Annotated in this window: 16 protein-coding genes and 1 pseudogene; 11 read left to right on the top strand and 6 right to left on the bottom strand. The window is 67.9% G+C overall.

Going from position 1 to position 17,529, the window contains the following annotated elements; all coding sequences use genetic code 11:
• A partial coding sequence (locus tag EQG76_RS13500) for a mechanosensitive ion channel domain-containing protein (RefSeq protein ID WP_159714141.1) occupies window positions 1-1,115 on the bottom strand: 1,115 nt, incomplete at its 3' end.
• 600 nt (window positions 1,116-1,715) lie between these two features.
• On the opposite strand from EQG76_RS13500, the gene EQG76_RS13505 reads away from it, so the two are divergent.
• From EQG76_RS13505 to EQG76_RS13530, 6 genes are all read left to right on the top strand, one after another.
• Entirely contained in the window at window positions 1,716-2,975 is a 1,260-nt protein-coding gene (locus EQG76_RS13505) for an SAM-dependent methyltransferase (protein WP_159714143.1), read from the top strand.
• A 198-nt stretch (window positions 2,976-3,173) separates the two neighbouring features.
• Entirely contained in the window at window positions 3,174-4,415 is a 1,242-nt protein-coding gene (locus tag EQG76_RS13510; RefSeq protein WP_159714145.1) for an urea ABC transporter substrate-binding protein, read from the top strand.
• 66 nt (window positions 4,416-4,481) lie between these two features.
• Window positions 4,482-5,348 carry a branched-chain amino acid ABC transporter permease gene (locus EQG76_RS13515; protein WP_159714147.1) on the top strand — a complete coding sequence of 289 codons (867 nt, stop codon included), beginning with the start codon at window positions 4,482-4,484 and terminating at the stop codon, window positions 5,346-5,348.
• Window positions 5,345-6,337 carry a branched-chain amino acid ABC transporter permease gene (locus tag EQG76_RS13520; protein WP_159714149.1) on the top strand — a complete coding sequence of 331 codons (993 nt, stop codon included), beginning with the start codon at window positions 5,345-5,347 and terminating at the stop codon, window positions 6,335-6,337. The genes EQG76_RS13515 and EQG76_RS13520 overlap by 4 nt, the downstream gene beginning before the upstream one ends.
• Window positions 6,334-7,077, top strand: a complete 744-nt coding sequence (locus tag EQG76_RS13525) for an ABC transporter ATP-binding protein (protein ID WP_159714151.1) — start codon at window positions 6,334-6,336, stop codon at window positions 7,075-7,077. Before EQG76_RS13520 ends, EQG76_RS13525 begins: the two co-directional genes overlap by 4 nt.
• Complete coding sequence (locus tag EQG76_RS13530; protein WP_159714153.1) at window positions 7,074-7,769, top strand: ABC transporter ATP-binding protein; 696 nt, start codon at window positions 7,074-7,076, stop codon at window positions 7,767-7,769. The genes EQG76_RS13525 and EQG76_RS13530 overlap by 4 nt, the downstream gene beginning before the upstream one ends.
• 13 nt (window positions 7,770-7,782) lie before the next feature.
• Here the strand turns inward: EQG76_RS13530 and EQG76_RS13535 are convergent, their stop codons facing one another.
• Entirely contained in the window at window positions 7,783-8,079 is a 297-nt protein-coding gene (locus EQG76_RS13535; RefSeq protein ID WP_159714155.1) for an AzlD family protein, read from the bottom strand.
• Window positions 8,076-8,789: an AzlC family ABC transporter permease gene (locus EQG76_RS13540; protein WP_159714157.1), complete on the bottom strand. Its 714-nt coding sequence runs from the start codon at window positions 8,787-8,789 to the stop codon at window positions 8,076-8,078. Before EQG76_RS13540 ends, EQG76_RS13535 begins: the two co-directional genes overlap by 4 nt.
• A gap of 111 nt (window positions 8,790-8,900) precedes the next feature.
• On the opposite strand from EQG76_RS13540, the gene EQG76_RS13545 reads away from it, so the two are divergent.
• The 4 genes from EQG76_RS13545 (at window position 8,901) to EQG76_RS13560 (ending at window position 11,978) form a co-directional block, all read left to right on the top strand.
• Window positions 8,901-10,433: an amidase gene (locus tag EQG76_RS13545; protein ID WP_200840800.1), complete on the top strand. Its 1,533-nt coding sequence runs from the start codon at window positions 8,901-8,903 to the stop codon at window positions 10,431-10,433.
• A complete protein-coding gene (locus tag EQG76_RS13550) occupies window positions 10,430-10,723 on the top strand; it encodes a putative quinol monooxygenase (RefSeq protein WP_159714159.1) in 294 nt (97 codons plus the stop codon). Before EQG76_RS13545 ends, EQG76_RS13550 begins: the two co-directional genes overlap by 4 nt.
• 77 nt (window positions 10,724-10,800) lie before the next feature.
• On the top strand, window positions 10,801-11,163 hold the full coding sequence (locus EQG76_RS13555; protein WP_159714161.1) for a nuclear transport factor 2 family protein: 363 nt from the start codon (window positions 10,801-10,803) through the stop codon (window positions 11,161-11,163).
• Window positions 11,163-11,978, top strand: a complete 816-nt coding sequence (locus EQG76_RS13560) for an alpha/beta fold hydrolase (RefSeq protein WP_159714163.1) — start codon at window positions 11,163-11,165, stop codon at window positions 11,976-11,978. Before EQG76_RS13555 ends, EQG76_RS13560 begins: the two co-directional genes overlap by 1 nt.
• Here EQG76_RS13560 and EQG76_RS13565 read toward each other — a convergent pair.
• Window positions 11,941-13,326, bottom strand: a complete 1,386-nt coding sequence (locus EQG76_RS13565; RefSeq protein ID WP_159714165.1) for a glycosyltransferase family 39 protein — start codon at window positions 13,324-13,326, stop codon at window positions 11,941-11,943. The genes EQG76_RS13560 and EQG76_RS13565 overlap by 38 nt on opposite strands.
• 192 nt (window positions 13,327-13,518) lie before the next feature.
• Between EQG76_RS13565 and EQG76_RS13570 the strand changes: the two genes are divergently transcribed.
• On the top strand, window positions 13,519-14,223 hold the full coding sequence (locus tag EQG76_RS13570; RefSeq protein ID WP_159714168.1) for an SDR family oxidoreductase: 705 nt from the start codon (window positions 13,519-13,521) through the stop codon (window positions 14,221-14,223).
• Between the two features lie 57 nt (window positions 14,224-14,280).
• Here the strand turns inward: EQG76_RS13570 and EQG76_RS13575 are convergent, their stop codons facing one another.
• Complete coding sequence (locus EQG76_RS13575; protein WP_159714171.1) at window positions 14,281-16,248, bottom strand: amidohydrolase; 1,968 nt, start codon at window positions 16,246-16,248, stop codon at window positions 14,281-14,283.
• A gap of 327 nt (window positions 16,249-16,575) precedes the next feature.
• Window positions 16,576-17,529, bottom strand: a pseudogene (locus EQG76_RS13580) (hypothetical protein); the annotation flags it as partial.

Here is a 17,529-nt window from a genome sequence, read left to right on the forward strand (position 1 = left end):
GACTCGGGCTCGATGCTGACGTCCAGCACCCCTTCCAGCACCACGAACATCGAGCTGCCGGGCTCCCCCTGGCGGACCGCGGGCCTGCCGGCCGGCACCCGCACCCGCCTGGCCTTGTGCGCCAGCTCCTTCAGCTCGGCTGGCGGCAGCGAGCCAAACAGGTCGCTGCGGGCGAGCAGCAGGTCCGGCTCCGTGCGGTGCTCCACCATGCGCTGCGGCATCGGCGCGTGGAACAAATCCAGGCGCTGGTGGGCCGGGCCGATCCCGGCCTTGTAGAGATGGTGCAGCACGGCGGCATGGAGCTGGTGGCGCAGATCGACCCGTGCGGCATAGCTCGGCACCCAGTAGCGCAGGTCCCAGACCACGCCATGCTCGCCGCAGGCGGTAATACGCGCGTCCGGCCGGTGCGCCTCGATTCGGATCGCCGCCACGGTCGCGGCGGCCGCCAGGAGGATGCGCTCGGCCCGGGCCGGCGACACCTCGTAGCCCAGCGTGACGGTGAGATGGTCGCGCCAGGGGCCCATGGGCTGGTCGAAATTGCGGAACGCGCGGGTGGCGAGCTGGGCATTGGGCACGACCAGGCCGATGCCGTCCTGGGTCACGAGCCTGGTGGTCAGCCAGCCGACCTCCTCGACCCGCCCGACCGTGTCCGGCTGCACCTCGAGCCAGTCGCCGATACGGTAGGGCCGCTCCAGGTTGAGGGCGATGCCCGCGAACAGGCTGGCCAGCATGTCGCGCAGGGCGAAGCCCAGCACCGCCACCGCCACGCCCGAGGTGGTGAGGATGCCGGCCAGCGGCACCTCGAACAGCCGGGCCGCGATCACGAGCGCCACGGTGAGAAGGATGAGGGCGGCGAACAGGTCGGTGAGGAGGCGCGGCAGATGCCGGGCGCGTCGCGACCAGACCAGCACATCCAGGAGGCGCACCAGCAGCCAGGCCAGCGCCAGCCACAGGGAAGCCGTGGCGATGCGGTCCAGGAGCCGGACCTGCTCCGGCCCGATCGCCCCCGCCAGTTCCGGCTGCAGCCCGCGCAGCAGGCTCGAGGCGACCAGCAGTACCAGCAGGAGGGCGGCCGGCCAGGCCAGCCGCCGCGCCGCCGATGTCGAAGCCAGCATCCCCGAACCTCTTCCCCCGTCCGGTCCTGGCGCTGCCTGGTCCCAGCACTGTCCGGACCCGGCACCGCGCAGCCTTCATGCCTTTGGAGCAGGCCCGGCGGGTGCGTGCAACCGGACAGCGGGCGAGGCCGGCCTTCGGCACACATCCCAGGGTGCGGCAGGAAGGCCACGGCCCCGGCCCGGTACGCAGGCAGCCGGCTCCTCGACCTGCCAGTAACCGGGGCGGATTCAGCAGTGCCAGCGCAGTGAATAGCGCCGGCCGTGCAAGTACGATGGCACGCCGGAGGAGCAAATCCGATTGTCCGACAATATTCGAGTAGAACATGGTCGGGCCACAACCAGAGCAGCCGACAGCACATCTCCATTCGTCATCGGGTTGCACCACCGTCCTGGTCGTGAACACCACGCAACGGATGTTACGCGCAAGTATCTTCCCGACCTATCGGGCTCGCCGCCGTCCCGCGGAAAGAACGGGGGCAGACAGCTGTCAGTAACAGTTCAATGCAATTTTTGTTGCGCCCACTGTTACAAAGCATAGGCTCACCGGACAAAGGACAGCCGAAACAAGGCGCTATCAACCTCAGGTTGGAGATTTGTCCCATGCTGCTCGACGCGATGTTGCAGCGGTTCGTGAAGGTCGGTGCCATCACGATCGTCGAGGCCGGGGGGCGGGAGAAGAGCTGGCACGGCGCCGAGGGGGGGCCCGTCACCAAGATCCGCTTCACCGATGCCAGGGTCGCCCGCGACCTGATGAAGAACCCGGAGCTGGCGGTCTGCGAAGCCTACATGGACGGGCGGATCGAGATCCTGGAAGGCTCGCTCTACGAGTTCATGGACTTCCTGATCGTCAATGCCGAACTCCAGTGGCAGGCGCAGCGCGGCAGCGTGATCAACCGGCTCCGGCTCGGCCTGCGCAAGATCCAGCAGTACAACCCGGTCGGCCGCGCCAAGCAGAACATCGCGCACCATTACGACCTGACGGACGAGTTCTATCGGCTCTTCCTGGACGAGGATCAGCAGTATTCCTGCTCCTACTTCCCCTCGCCGGACATCGGCCTGGAGGAGAGCCAGCTCCTCAAGAAGCGCCACATCGCGGCCAAGCTCCTGCTCCAGCCCGGCCAGAAGGTGCTGGACATCGGCTCCGGCTGGGGCGGGCTCGGCCTGACCATCGCCGAGCTGGGCGGCGGCGACGTCACCGGTGTCACCCTGTCCGAGCGGCAGCACGAGGTCAGCAACGAGCGGGCACGCGGCAAGGGCGTTGCCGGGCGGGTCCGCTTCCTCCTTCAGGACTACCGCCACCTGCGCGAGCGCTTCGACCGGATCGTGTCGGTGGGCATGTTCGAGCATGTCGGCGTGAACCATTATGACGAGTTTTTCGGCAAGGTCCGCGACCTGCTGGCCGATGACGGGGTGATGCTGCTCCATTCGATCGGCCGGATGGAGGGGCCGAGCTGGACCTCGGCCTTCATCCGCAAATACATCTTCCCGGGCGGCTACATCCCCGCCTTGTCCGAGGTGCTCCCGGCGATCGAGCGCGCGGGCCTGTGGGTGACCGACGTCGAGATCCTGCGGCTGCACTATGCCGAGACGCTGAGGCACTGGCGCATGCGGTTCCTGGCCCGGCGCGGCGAGGCCAAGGCGCTCTATGACGAGCGGTTCTGCCGGATGTGGGAGATCTACCTGATCGGCTCGGAACTGTTCTTCCGCCGCCAGCGCGGCATGGTGTTCCAGATCCAGCTCGCCAAGGACCGCCACGCCGTGCCGCTCACCCGCGACTACATGGTCGACACCGAACGGGCCTGGCGCTGCGCCGACCAGCCTGCCGGGCTGCGCACCGTGGGCGGCCGCGACGCGGCCTGAGCCGCCGACCTGCTGAATCCTGCCGCTGCCGTCGTTCCAAGCACTCTGACCTGAACGACGGCAGCCCCGGGCGGCCCTGCCCCCTGTTTCCCCCAAAGCCCGCAGCTCCGGCATTGGCACGGTCGTTGCTGGAACGGCTGAGCGCGGTGCGCGACGCGGCTCTGAGAGCCTCGGGGCTTTCCAAGGGGGAACAACAGCATGCAGTTCGATCGGCGCAGCCTGTTGCGCACGTCGGCGATCGCCATGGGCGCCGTCGCCGCCCCGGCGATCATCCATCGCGGCGCCTGGGCGCAGGAAGACGTCATCAAGGTGGTCGGCATCCACGACGCCTCGGGCGGCCTGGACATCTATGGCCAGCCGATGATCGCGACACTCGGCTTCGCGGTCGAGGAGCTGAACGCGGCGGGCGGCCTGCTCGGCAAGCAGGTGGAGCTGATCAACTACGACCCGCAGTCCAACATCCAGCTCTACACCCAGTTCGCCACCCAGGCGGCCACCCGCGACAGGGCGGCAGTGGTCCATGGCGGCATCACCTCGGCGTCGCGCGAGGCGATGCGCCCGATCCTGAAGCGCTTCCAGACGCTCTACTTCTACAACACCCAGTACGAGGGCGGGGTCTGCGACCGCAACATCTTCTGCCTGGGCTCGGGACCTGCGCAGAACGTCACCAAGCTCGTGCCCTATGTGATGAACAAATGGGGCAAGAAGGTCTACGTCCTGGCCGCTGACTACAACTATGGCCAAATCACCGCCAAGTGGGTGAAGAAATACGTCACCGAGGGCGACGGTGAGGTCCTCGCCGACGAGTACTTCCCGCTGGACGTCACTGATTTCGGCCCGACCATCCGCAAGATCCAGGCCGCCAAGCCCGACATCGTCATGTCGCTGCTGGTGGGCGGCGCGCATGTCTCCTTCTACCGCCAGTGGGCAGCCGCGGGGATGAACAAGGAGATCCCGCTGGCCTCGACCACGTTCGGCGGCGGCAATGAGAACAAGCTGCTCTCGCCCGAGGAAGGCGACGGCATCCATGCCGCCTTCGCCTATTTCCAGGAGTTGGACACGCCAGCCAACAAGGCGTTCCTGGAGCGGTTCCATGCCAAGCTTGGCGACAAGGCGCCCTATCTGGGCGCCGAGCTCGCCATGATGACCTATCACGGCTTCAACATCTGGGCCGAGGGCGTGAAGAAGGCGGGCTCGGTCGACCGGATGGCGGTCACCGAGGCGCTGGAATCCGGCATCTCCTATCAGGGGCCGGCCGGCACGACCGTGGTGGACCCCAAGACCCACCACGCCACCCTCGACGTCCACATCGCCGAGGTGAAGGACCAGGCCTTCGAGGTGCTGGAGAGCTACGCCCAGCAGCCGCCCGCCGACACCCAGGCGGTCTGCGACCTCTCGGCGAATCCGAACGAGAACAAGCAGTACGTCGTCGGAATCTGACCGCTCCCTCCCGCCGACATTGCTGTGCCGGCGGGAGCCCCGTCCTCCCATCCCGCAGGAACGGTCATGGATCTCGCCCTCATCGTCCTCCTCCAGATCGTGACCAGCATCGCCATGCTGGCGCTGATCAGTCTCGGCCTAGCCGTCATCTTCGGCATGATGCGCGTCATCAACCTCGCCCATGGCGAGTTCCTGATGCTGGGCGCCTATGCCGCGATTCTGGCGACCGGGCATGGCGTCAACCTCTGGGTCTCGATGCTGCTGGTGGCCCCCGTCTCGGTGGCGATCGTGGGCGTGGTCGTCGAGCGCCTGATCATCCGCCGCCTCTACGGCCGGATGATCGACACGATGCTGGCTACCTGGGGCCTGTCGCTGGCCCTGATCGGCCTCGTCACCATGATCCTCGGCAACACCAATACCGGCTTCTCCGCCCCGCTCGGCAGCATCGCCATCGGCGGCTTCCGCATGTCGGGCTACGAGCTGTTCCTGATCCTGTTCACCGCCGTGCTGCTGGCCGTGGTGTTCGTGGTGTTCCGCTTCACCCGGCTGGGCCTGATCGCGCGCGGCACCATGCAGAACCCGGACATGGCGGCAGCACTCGGCATCGCCCCCTCCACCGTCTACGCGGTCACCTTCGCCGTCGGCGCCGCCCTGTCCGGCCTGGCCGGAGCGCTGATCGCCCCGCTTGCGGGCGTGGTGCCGACCATGGGCACCGCCTACATCGCCAAGGCCTTCATCACCGTGATCACCGGCGGTGCCGCGATCCTGGCCGGCACGATCTCGGCCTCCGGCCTGCTGGGGGCGGTCAACACGCTCGGCAGCTTCCTGGCCACGCCGGTGCTGGGCGAGGTGGCCCTGCTTGCCGCCGCCATCGTGCTCCTGCGCCTCCTGCCGCGCGGCATCACCGGCCGCTTCCTCAAGGGCTCCCTATGAACGCCGCCCTGAAAACCACCTGGGGCCCGATCGCGCTGGCCGCGCTCGCCGCCCTCGCCGTCTGCTGGTTCCTGCCGGCGACCCTGGAGCTGTTCGCGCTAATCAACGCCACCGTGTTCGTCAGCATGGCGATCCTGGCACTGAGCCTGGCGCTGGTCTGGGGCTATGGCGGCATCCTGTGCTTCGGGCAGGCCGCCTTCTTCGGCCTGGGCGGCTACACCTACGCGGTTGCTGCCATCAATTTCGGCGACACCACCGGAGCGGTGCCGCTCGCCATCCTGGTCCCGGCCGGCTTCGCCCTGCTGCTGGGCTACTTCCTGTTCTACGGCCGGATCAGCGACGTCTACCTGGGCGTCATCACGCTCACCGTGACCCTGATCCTGTTCAAGTTCATCAACTCGACCGCCAGCGACATCTGGACGATCGGCACCGCGCCGCTGGGCGGCTTCAACGGCATCCCGATGACCCCGCCGCTCAACTTCCCGGGCGACATGACGGCCATGCTGATGCCCGACCAGATCTTCGTGCTTGCCGTGATCGGCCTGTTCCTCTGCTACGCGATCGCCAAGCTGATCCTGGCCAGCCATTTCGGCCGGGTCGTGGTCGCGGTGAAGGAGAACGAGCTGCGCGCCGAGCTGCTGGGCTACGACGTGCGCCTCTACAAGCTCATCATCTTCACGGTCGGCGGCGCCATGGCCGGCCTGGCGGGGATGTTCTTCGCGAACTGCGTGTTCGTAAGCCCGACCATGTTCTCGCTGAGCTATTCCGGCCAGATCATCATCTGGGTGATCGTGGGCGGGCTCGGCACGCTGGTGGGCCCGGTCATCGGCTGCATCCTCCTGCAGATGCTCACCAACTGGGCGGGCACGCTGGAAGTGATCGATCCGAACCTGGTGCTGGGCGCCATCCTGGTGATCGCCGTCCTGCTCCTGCCCAAGGGCCTGCTGCCCACCATCACCGGGCTGATCCGCCGCGGAGACCGCTCATGAGCGCGATGCTGGAAACCAGCGGCCTGACCATGCGCTTTGGCGGCGTGGTCGCGGTCGACCGGGTCGACGTGAAGATCCACGAGGGCGAGCTGCGCTGCCTGATCGGCCCGAACGGGGCCGGCAAGAGCACCTTCTTCAAGTGCCTGACGGGCCAGTACAAGCCGACCTCAGGGACGGTCCACCTGCGCGAGCACGACGTCACCGGCTGGGACAGCTTCGCCATCGCCAGGCTGGGCGTCGGCATCAAGACCCAGGTGCCCTCGGTGTTCGACGGGCTGACCGTGCGCGACAGCGTGCTGATCGCGGCGCGCCGCCGCTATGGCGCGATCCTGGCCCGCAAGCGCACCGACGAGGTGCTGGGCCGGATCGGCATCGAGGACATCGCCGGCAAGCCCGTCGGCCTGCTTTCCCACGGCTCCCGCCAGCTGGTCGAGCTCGCCACCGTGGTCGCGTCCGAGCCCGACCTGATCATCCTGGACGAGCCCACTGCCGGGATGACCGCCGAGGAAACCGCGCGCACGGCGGCGCTGATCCGCCAGCTCAACGAGCGCCACGCGATCGTGGTGGTGGAGCACGACATGCAGTTCATCCGCTCGATTGCCAAGACGGTCACGGTGTTCCACCAGGGCCGCGTGCTCATCGAAGATAAGGTCGACGTGGTGCTGAACGACCCGGTGGTACGCGACGTCTATCTGGGCAAGGAGCCGATCCGCGCGGCCGTCGGGAGGGTCGCGGCATGATCCGGATCGAAGGCCTCGTCTCCGGCTACGGCCGCATCCAGGTTCTGAACGGCATCGACCTCCATGTCCGCCGCGGAACCTTCACCGGCATCCTCGGCCATAACGGCATGGGCAAGTCGACCCTGCTGAAGGCCATCGTGGGCCACCTGCCGGCCAGTGCCGGGAAGATCGAGCTGGCGGGCGAGGACGTGACCCGGCTGCCGGTGCATCTGCGCGCCCGCAAGGGGATCGGCTACGTGCCCCAGGGCCGCCAGATCTTCCCCACCCTGTCGGTGCTCGACAACCTGCGCATGGGCTGTGCTGCCAAGGGCCTGCCCGACGACGGGATCGACGCCATCCTAGAGGACTTCCCGCAGCTCAAGCGCCTGCTCGACCGGCCGGGCGGGGCGCTGTCGGGCGGCGAGCAGCAACTCCTGGCACTGGCCCGCTGCCTGTGCGGCAACCCGTCGGTGATCCTGCTGGACGAGCCGACCGAAGGTATCCAGCCCTCGATCCTCCAGGAGATCGTCGAGCGCCTCCATGCGATCCGCAGGAAGCGCGAGCTGACCCTGCTCCTGGTCGAGCAGAACCTGGAGTTCATCCGCGGCCTGTCGGAGCGGATCTTCACCATCCAGAAGGGCCGGATCGCGCGCGAGCTGGATCCAGCCCGGCTCGACGACCACGACCTGACTGCCGAGTTCGCCGGTGTCTGACCAGACGCCTTGCTCAGCCGGGCAGGTTGCGCAGCGCGATCAGCACGGCCGCACCGGCGGCGAAGGTGACCAGCGCGCCGCCGCGCAGCGCCACCAGTGCCGTCACCAGCAGGGCCGCCAGCTCGGGCACGCCGCCGGAAAGCGCAGCCGGGGCCACCAGCGTGGTCAGCACTGCGGCCGGCACCGCGTCCAGCCCGGCCTGCACGCGCGGCGGCACGTAGGCGAAGCGCGACAGGACGAGATGGCCCAGGACGCGCGCCAAATAGGTCACGGCTGCCGCCGCCAGGATGATCCAGAGCGTCGTGCTCATCCGCGCGAAGGCTCGACGTACCGCGGCAGCGGCAGGGCAGCGGCCAGAAGGATGCCGGCGAGCGCGCCGAGCGAGACATGCCAGGGGGAGCCCACGGCCAGGTAGGCGAGGATCGAGGCGACAGCGCTGGCCGCCACCACCGGCAGCCACTTCGTCCGCCGCCGGAAGCCCATGACCAGACTGAGGAAATAGATTGGCACGAGAAAGTCGAGGCCCAGTGCATGCGGATCGGTGACCAGCCGGCCGAAGGCGGCGCCCACCGCCGCTTCCGCGATCCAGGTCAGGTAGATCGGCAGGCCCAGGCCCAGGTACCAGCCGAGCGTCAGTTTGCGGCCCTGCTCGGCCTCCCGCTCCGCTTCCGCATATTGCAGGTCGACCAGGAGGAAGAAGGCCAGCGCCTTCTGTGCCGACGGCCAGTGGGCGATCAGCCGGCCGGCGGCCGCCGAATAGAGAATCGAGCGCGTGTTCACGATGAAGATCGAAAGCACGATCATCCAGGGTGCTGCGTGCTGGCCGAACAGCTCCACCCCGACGATCTGGCTGGCCCCGCCATAGACCAGGGCGCTCATCAACGTCGCCTCGGCGACGCTGAAGCCGTTATCGGCCGCCAGCGCGCCGAACAGGAGCCCGAACGGCGCGATCGCAATGATCATCGCGGGCGTCGACCGTGCGCCGCGCCAGAAATCCCTGCTGCCTGAATCGGCCGACATGCGCGTCCTCGATCACCGTCCATTGCCCGCGCCCGTCGCGCGGCCCGTCCCCGGGCCCGACCTGCGCTCTTCGCCCTTCACCGCCACCAACCTCGGGAGGAGTACGCTCCGATGACGCTGAACACTGTGAAGATGCCGACCCCTGAGCAGCTGCGCGAGGTTGCGTCCCAGCTCCGCATGACCTTCACCGACGAGGACCTGGCTCAGCATCTGGCTTCGTTCACGGCGGGCCTAGCCGCCTACGACATCGTCGACAAGATGACCGACGAGCTGCCGCCGGTGAAATACCCCCGCACCCCCGGCTACCGTCCCAGCGGCGAGGAGAACCGGTACGGCGCCTGGTACGTCAAGACGACGGTCGAGGGCGCGCCGCGCGGCAAGCTGAAGGGCAAGAAGATCGTCCTGAAGGACAACGTGCTGCTGGCCGGCGTGCCGATGATGAACGGCGCCTCGACGCTGGAGGGCTATGTCCCCGACGTGGACGCCACCATCGTCACTCGGATGCTGGACGCGGGCGCCACCATCGTCGGCAAGGCAGTGTGCGAATATTTCTGCTTCTCCGGCGGCAGCCACACCTCCTCGACCGGCCCGGTCCACAACCCGCACCGGATGGGCTACTCGGCCGGTGGCTCGTCCTCGGGCTCCGCGGCACTGGTCGCGGCCGGCGAAGTGCCGATGGCGATCGGTGGCGACCAGGGCGGCTCGATCCGGATGCCGGCTTCCTATTGCGGCATCTACGGCATGAAGCCGACCCATGGCCTGGTCCCCTATACCGGAATCATGCCGATCGAGCTGACCATCGACCATACCGGGCCGATGACCGCCACGGTCGAGGATAATGCCCTGCTGCTCGAGGTCCTGGCCGGCCCGGACGGGCTGGACCCGCGCCAGTACGGCCCGCTGAAGCCGCCCGCCTATACCGAGGCGCTGGGCAGGGACATCAAGGGGCTCCGGATCGCGGTGGTGCGTGAGGGCTTCGGCTGGGCGCAGTCGCAGGTCGAATCGGATCAGGTGGTCAAGGCGGCGCTGGAGAAGCTGAAGGCGCTGGGGGCCGTGGTCGAGGAGGTCTCGATCCCGCTGCACAGGGCGGGCATCGCGATCTGGCAGCCGATCGGCGCCGAGGGCGCCACCATGCAGATGATGCACGGCAACGGCTTCGGCTTCAACTGGCAGGGCCTCTACGTCAACAGCCTGATCGACTTCCATTCGAACTGGCGCCAGCGCGCCGACGAGATCTCGGACACGCTGAAGAACACCATGCTGCTCGGCCAGTACATGCTGAACAAGCATAACGGCCGCTACTACGCCAAGGCGCAGAACCTGGTGCGCCGGCTGCGCGCCGCCTATGACGCGGTGCTGGCCGACTACGACCTGATCGCCATGCCGACCCTGCCGCTCACCGCCACGCCGCTGCCGGCAGCGGACGCGCCGATCTCGGAGATCCTGAGCCGCGCCTTCGAGATGCTGCCGAACACGGCACCGTTCGACTGCACCCACCACCCGGCGATGAGCCTGCCCTGCGGCACGGTCGACGGCCTGCCGGTCGGCCTGCAGCTGGTCGGGAAATTCTATGACGAGAGCACCATCTATACAGCCGCCCATGCGTTCGAGCAGAAGGTCGACTGGAAGAGCATCACCGCATGATCACCATCACCGCCATCATCAGGGCAAAGCCCGGCCATGAGGAGGAGGTGCACCAGGCACTGCTCCTGTCCGGCAGCGAGGGCTCGGCGCACGAGCCGGGCACGCTCGGCTACCATGTCGGCCGGGCGGTCGAGGACCCGGCGGTCTTCACCACCTATGAGCGCTTCGCCAGCCGCCAGGCGATGGACCTGCACAACGCGACCACCGGCAAGCGGTTCTTCGACGCGGTGGGCCATCTGCTGGATGGCGCCCCGACCTTCGCGGTGTGCGAGGAGATCTGGGTGAAGTGAGCTTACCTCCGACGTAATCGACCGCATGACCGGCGACACGGCATGGTCTCCTCGCACACCAGAAGGAGACCACGCCGATGTTCGATGCCAACGCAATCGCCGCCCGCTACCTGGCTGCCTGGAACGCCCGCGAGCCTGACCAGCGCCAGGCCGCCATCGCACAGGCCTGGACCGAAGGCGGCAGCTATCTCGATCCTATGATGGAAGCCGAGGGCCATGCCGGGCTGGATGCGATGATCGCCGCCGCCCAGGCGCATTTCCCGGGCCTCGTCTTCAGCCTGGCCGGCATGCCGGACCTCCATCACGACCGGCTGCGCTTCTCCTGGACGCTGGCACCTGCGGGCGGCGCGCCGGTCGCGCGCGGTACCGACTTCGCGGTGGTCGCCGAGGATGGCCGGCTGGCCGCGGTGACCGGCTTCCTGGACAGGGAGGCCGCGTGATGCCGACGATCCGCACGCCTGACGGGGTCGAGCTGTTCTACCGTGACTGGGGCCAGGGACCGCAGGTCGTGGTGTTCCTGGCGAGCTGGTCGCTGAGCTCGGAAAGCTGGGCCTACCAGATGCTGCCCATGGCGGAGGCCGGCTGTCGCTGCATCGCCTATGACCGGCGCGGCCATGGCCGCTCGGACGATCCGGGCAGGGGCTATGACTATGACACGCTGGCCGACGACCTGGCCTGCCTGATGGAGCGGCTGGACCTCAAGGAGGTCACTCTGGTCGGCTACTCGATGGGACCGGGCGAGATCGTCCGCTATCTGACCAGGCATGGCAGCGCTCGGGTGGCGCAAATCGCCATGCTCGGCACGGTAACACCCATGCTGGCGCAGGCGGAGGACAATCCAGCCGGCATCCCGGAAGAAGTGTTCGAGCAGGTCCGCCGCGAGCAGCTCATGCGCGACTTCCCGCAATGGATCGAGGACAATATCCGGCCGTTCGTGACGCCGGAGACCTCGGCCGGCATGATCGACTGGATCCGCTCGATCTGCCGGCAGACTTCGCTCCAGGCGATCGTCCAATGCAACCGGGTGATCACGGCTGCCGACTTCCGCGCCGAATTGCGGCGGATCGAGCTGCCGGTCTTGCTGCTCCACGGCGAGGCGGACCTGAGCGCGCCGATCGCACTCACCGCCGAACCCAGCCTGGCCCTGCTGCCCAATGCGGAGCTGGTGCGCTATCGGGGCGCCCCACACGGCATCTTCCTGACCCATGCGGAGCAGGTCACGGCGGATCTGCTCCGCTACATCCAACCGGGGTGACGGGCCGTGCTGCCACCCTGGCCGCCGCCACGTCGCGCAGGCAGGCGATGGCCGCCACCGCGAGGAGCGGCTCCAGCGGCAGGCGGAAGCGGCGCTCGGGAAAGGTCAGCGCATAGATCGCGAGGTTGCCGGCGACCAGCAGCAGCACCACTAGGCCGAACAGGCGCCGCCTGGGCCAGAGCAGAGCCGCTGCCAGGCCCACCAAGCCCAGCGGCAGGAGGAACAGGTGGTAGAGGTTGCGCAGATCGCCGCTGCCGAACTGCGCATCCACGACGGTGAGCTGCCCGTCTGGCCCCATCACCACCTCGCCGCCGCGCGCGATCGGCGCGGTGGCCGGGCTCAGGAACACCACGCCCTTCTCGATCGCCCGGCGCACGAAGCGGACGGGGTTGGCCAGGATCGCTTCGCGTGCGAGCTCGCGCAGATAATCGTCGGCCCGCCACTGCTGGGCGTCCCAGTCGATCCCCTGCTCCGCGATCATCGGCTTGATCCAGGGGTCGGACCGGTCGACATCGCCCAGCAGATAAAGGTCGCCCATCAGCGGATGGTTGCCCTTGAACAGGTTCATGCCGCCCGTGCTGGTGCCGGATAGCGCCACCCGGCCGAAGCTGGTTGCGAGATGGGCCTGCCAGGGCAGGAGGCAGGCAGCCAGCACCACGAGATGGACCAGCACCGGGCGGATGGCCGGGCGCAGGGCACCCGCCTGCCAGATCAGGGCGATCAGCGTGACCGGGACCAGCACGATGCCGCTGGGCCTGGTCAGGAGCGCCAATGCCGCCAGCACCGCCAGCAGCACGGCCTTGCCGGTGCCGTTCATGGGCCGCAGCAGGACCAGGACCCAGGCGAGCGTCAGGAGGGTGAACAGGCCGGTCTCGCGCAGCACGAAGAACTCGCGCAGCAGTGCCAGGTTGAGGGCAGCGAACGCCGCCGCCGCGGCAGCCAGCAGCCGGCTGCCCAGGAGCCGCTCGGTGATGACCGCGACCATGCCGAGCGAGGCCAGCGCCATCAGCCCCTGGCCGAATACGGCCAGCATCGGCCAGCTCTTGCCCGCGAGCAGCATGCAGGCGGCGAGATAGAGGGGGTAGGCGGGCGGGCGCACGGCAGTCGGGTGGATGCCATCCAGCGAGTAGCGGCCGAGCGTGACCAGATGCTCGGCGATCAGCGCGTAGGAGGCCGAGCCGTAGCGCTCGAACGTGGCGAGCCCGTTCATGCCTGCCGCCAGGACCAGCAGCACGCAGAAGGCGCCAGCCAGCAGCGGCAGGAAGCGCAGCCGGTCCGCCCGGATGGGGCCGATCGCGGCAGGTCCGCCCCACCCTGGCGCCCGCGCGACCTCCGACGACATCACCATCAACTGCTCCTCGACCGCTGACGCCCCGGAAAAGGCGCGCCGCGCAGGACTATAGCGGCTCCCGGTGGGGTTCCGGCAACCGCCAGCAGCAGCGGGGCGGCCCGGAGGATGCCCGAACAACCGCGTCGCCTCTGCGTTTGGCCGGTGCCATAGTCCGGCCGCGCACGACCATGTGAAGGAGGCCAGGGGCCGATGGCGGGACAGAAGGTGGCGCTGGTCACCGCGGGCGGCAGCGGCATGGGTGCCGCGGCGGCGCGGCGCCTGGCGGCGGACGGTTTTGCGGTTGGCATCCTGTCCTCGTCGGGCAAGGGCGAGGCGTTGGCAGACGAGCTGGGTGGACTGGGCGTCACCGGCTCCAACCAGTCCGTCGACGACCTCCAGCGCCTGGTCGACGAGGCGATGGCGCGCTGGGGGCGGATCGACGTGCTGGTCAACAGTGCCGGGCATGGGCCGCGGGCACCGGTGCTGGAGCTCACCGACGAGCAGTGGCACGCGGGCATGGACGTCTACCTGATGAACGTGATCCGCCCGACCCGGCTGGTCGCCCCGGTCATGCGGGCGCAGAAGGGTGGTGCCATCATCAACATCTCCACGGCCTGGGCATTCGAGCCGAGTGCCATGTTCCCGACCTCGGCGGTGTTCCGCGCGGGCCTGGCGGCCTTCACCAAGCTGTTCGCCGACAGCCATGCCGCGGACAATGTGCGCATGAACAACGTCCTGCCCGGCTGGATCGACAGCCTGCCCGCGACCGAGGAGCGCCGGCAGAGCGTGCCGATGGGCCGCTATGGAAGGAGCGAGGAGATCGCGGCTACGATCGCCTTCCTCGCCTCGGAGGGTGCCGGCTACATCACCGGCCAGAACATCCGCGTCGATGGCGGCCTGATGCGCTCGATCTGACGCGGGTCCAGCAGCGCGGCTCTCTGGCGGTGCCGCGCTGCCGGCTGGTGGCGACCGTCAGTAGTCGGCCGACCAGATCGGCTTTTCCCGGCCGCGCGGGTTCGGCCGGTGCTTGCCGCCATGGACGGTGGCGAGGATGCGGATGTCCCTCAGCCGGTCGGGTGCCCCCTCCATCTGGAGCGGGTCGTCCGACATCACCACCATGTCGGCCACCTTGCCGACGGACAGGGTGCCGTGGCTCTGCGAGAGCCCGTACTGCCAAGCCGCGTCGACGGTCCAGGCACGCAGGCCCTGCTCGATCGAGATCGATTCCTGCGGGCCCAGCACGGCCGGGCAGGCGGCCTTGTCGGTGTTGGGGTACCATTCCGGCTGCTGGACCTTGCGGGTCTTGGCCACCCAGATCGTGAACAGCGGATCCGGCGGCTCCACCGGCGAATCGGTGTGGATCGTCACCCGCAGCCCCATGCCGAGCGCACTGCGCGCCGGATAGGGGTAGTACTTGCCGTTCATCACCTTCGGGCCCAGCACCTGCTGGCACTGGGGCAGGCCCCAGAAATAGAGGTTGCCCATCAGGAAGCTGACCGGGTCGTTGATGCTCTTCACCCAGGACATGGTCTGCTTGCTGACGAACGGCGCGTGCAGCACGATGTCCCGGAACTTCCAGCCATCCGGATAGTGCGCTCGCCGCAGCGCCGCGACCGCCTTGTCGGCCGCCTGGTCGCCGTTCTCATGGATCATGATTGGGTAGCCGGCTTCGTGGGCCGCCAGGATGCGGCGCTCCATCTGGCCTTCCCACAGGTCCGGCAGGCCCTGGTAGGGCTTGGGGAAGGGCGGCTCCGTGAACGGCGGAAAGACCATGTAGTAGGGATCGTTCAGGAAGGCGGTGTAGCCTTGCGGGCTGCCGTCGGCGAAGCTCTTCACCCCGGCGATGAAGATCTTGGGTTGGCCCTTGATCGCCGCCGCCGCCTGCTTCGCCATGTTGATCGTGTCGGCGAAGTTGGGGCTGGTGTTGTCGTACATCATCAGGCCGACCGTGAACGGGAAGGCCGGGTCCTTCATCAGGTCCAGGTAGAGCCTGGCATCGCCCAGCGAGGCAGCGCCCTCCTGGATCAGGGTGTAGCCATGGCCGGCATAGATATCGATGGCTTTGGCGACCGAGGTGGCCGCGGACAGCTTGTCGCCCTGCAGCACCTGGCCGACCCAGAAGGAGTCGGCATAGAGCGCCAGGTCCTCGTTGAGCTGTCCGCGCTTGGCCAGCGCCAGTTCCTGCTTCGGGTTGATCGAGGGGCTGACGCAGTTGGTCGTGATGCCGGCCACCCCGCAGATCCGGAGCAGCTTCAGGGCCGGCGTGTTCACGTAGCTGACATGCCCGGACTGGCTGGACACGAAGATCGGGATCTTGGTCGAGATCGCGTCCAGGGTCGCGCGGGCGTTGCCGTTCTCGAAGTTCGGGCAGGCGAACCCGACATTGGTCTTCGGGCCCTTGCAGCTCTTGCCATGACCCAGCCGGGCCGGGTCGTAGCTCATCGCCAGGACGCGGGTCGCCCCCTTCTTCCTGGCCGCGGCCGTGATCCGCTCGATGACGTCGTCCTGGCTCTTGACCGGGATGAAGCAGTGCTGCGGGTCATCGGGCGTCTTGCAGCGTGGATCGCCTGGCAGCGGCTTGAAGAACAGGTTCACCGATGAGACGTCGAGCCAGTGCTTCTCGTCGGTGAAGAACGCATAGCCCAGGAAGTGGGAATGCGGATCGATGAAGCCCGGCAGCACGGTGGCGCCATCCAGCCGCACGGTCCTGGTAAGGGGCCCGACATGCTCGCGGATCTTGGCATCAGAGCCCACCGCCACGATCTTGCCGCCCTTGACCGCGACCGCCCTGGCCCGCGGCTGCGTGGCGTCCATGGTCACGACATTGCCGCCCAGATAGACGGTGTCGGCGACCGGTGGCGGCGCTTCCTTGGCCATTCCTGGGGGTGCCAGCAGCATGCAGGTGGCCGCCAGGACGATCCACGGACAACGCCTCGCCATCGACCGCATCCTCATCTGTTAGATTCCGGAAAAATGCATAGTCACTTCAACCAGTCAAGCAATCTCAATACGAGCACAAGACTTCACAGAAGCTGAATGCAGTCCGGTCCGATCGTTGATTTGTCGATGACATGGCTCTCAGAGTGAACAGTCGGGATCTTTTCGCCATCAACGTGCAATAGCGGCCGGGTTCATCAAGCCGGGGCCCGCTTCGCCTGTCCGTTGGCGGCCGACGACATGACCGGCGCACAGCCGGCTGAGCAGCACCCATCCACCATGATCCGCCTCCTGACGGATCATGACGGATGGACCGGGAGCTCCTGGGTTCTAGGCCCGAGCCTGATCCACTTCGGTGTCCACGCCAGCCAGGATCACCTCGGCATATTGGAGGTCGGCGGAAGCTGCATCATGGTCTACCGTCCCGCGCAGGGATTGCAGCAGGTCACGAGCTTCAGCCTGCCGGTCCTGCCCCAGCCAAAGCCGTGCGATCCGGTTCGCTGCGCGGAGTTCGAGCATACGGGCACCCTGCGCGCGCGCGACCTCGATCGCCAGCCGATAATGAGCTTCCGCCTCGGGAGATCCCGATGCCGCATGAAGATCCCCGGTGATCCGGTGGATGTCCGCCTCGACGGAACGCTCGCCCGTCTCGTTCACCACGGCCAGAGCCTCGGCACTTGCCGACAGGCCGGCAGCCCATTGCCGCCGCGCCAACAGGCCCTCGGCGAGAAAGGAAAGGAAATAGGGGATCTGGAACAACGCGCCCAGCCGGCGGTGCCGGGCGATCGCGTCGCGCAGTGCCAGGATCGCGTCCTCGCCAGGCTCCAATGCCGCCTGAGCCGCAGCACGGATCGCGGCGCTGGCAGCACTGTTCATCTCGAAGCCATGCTCATCAGCCAGCCGCAAGGCACGGTCGGCGCGCTCATAGGCAGCGGACCAGTCCCGGCGCATCGCCTGGAGGAGGGAGTTCCAGAACAGCCCCCTCGAGTAGGTATAGGGGTGCTGCATCCTGTCGATGAGCAGCAGCAGCTTCTGGGCGGTCTCCGTGGCCTTGACCGATGAGCCGGATAGCCATTGGCTCAGCCCGCAATACCCATAGGCGACCGCGGCAACCTGCATGCCATGGCGGAGCTCGACCCTGGTATCGCTGCCGGCCTCGTAGTCTGCGATGGCGGCCTCGAAGCTCTGGCGCGCCTGCGGGAGGCTGCCGCTCGCAAGCCGGCTGAGGCCAAAGGCGGTCCGTGCGGTCACGCGCGACGAGCGGTCGGTGCCCTCCCCGGTCCG

The organism is Geminicoccus flavidas (assembly GCF_009806515.1).
Taxonomy (GTDB): domain Bacteria; phylum Pseudomonadota; class Alphaproteobacteria; order Geminicoccales; family Geminicoccaceae; genus Geminicoccus; species Geminicoccus flavidus.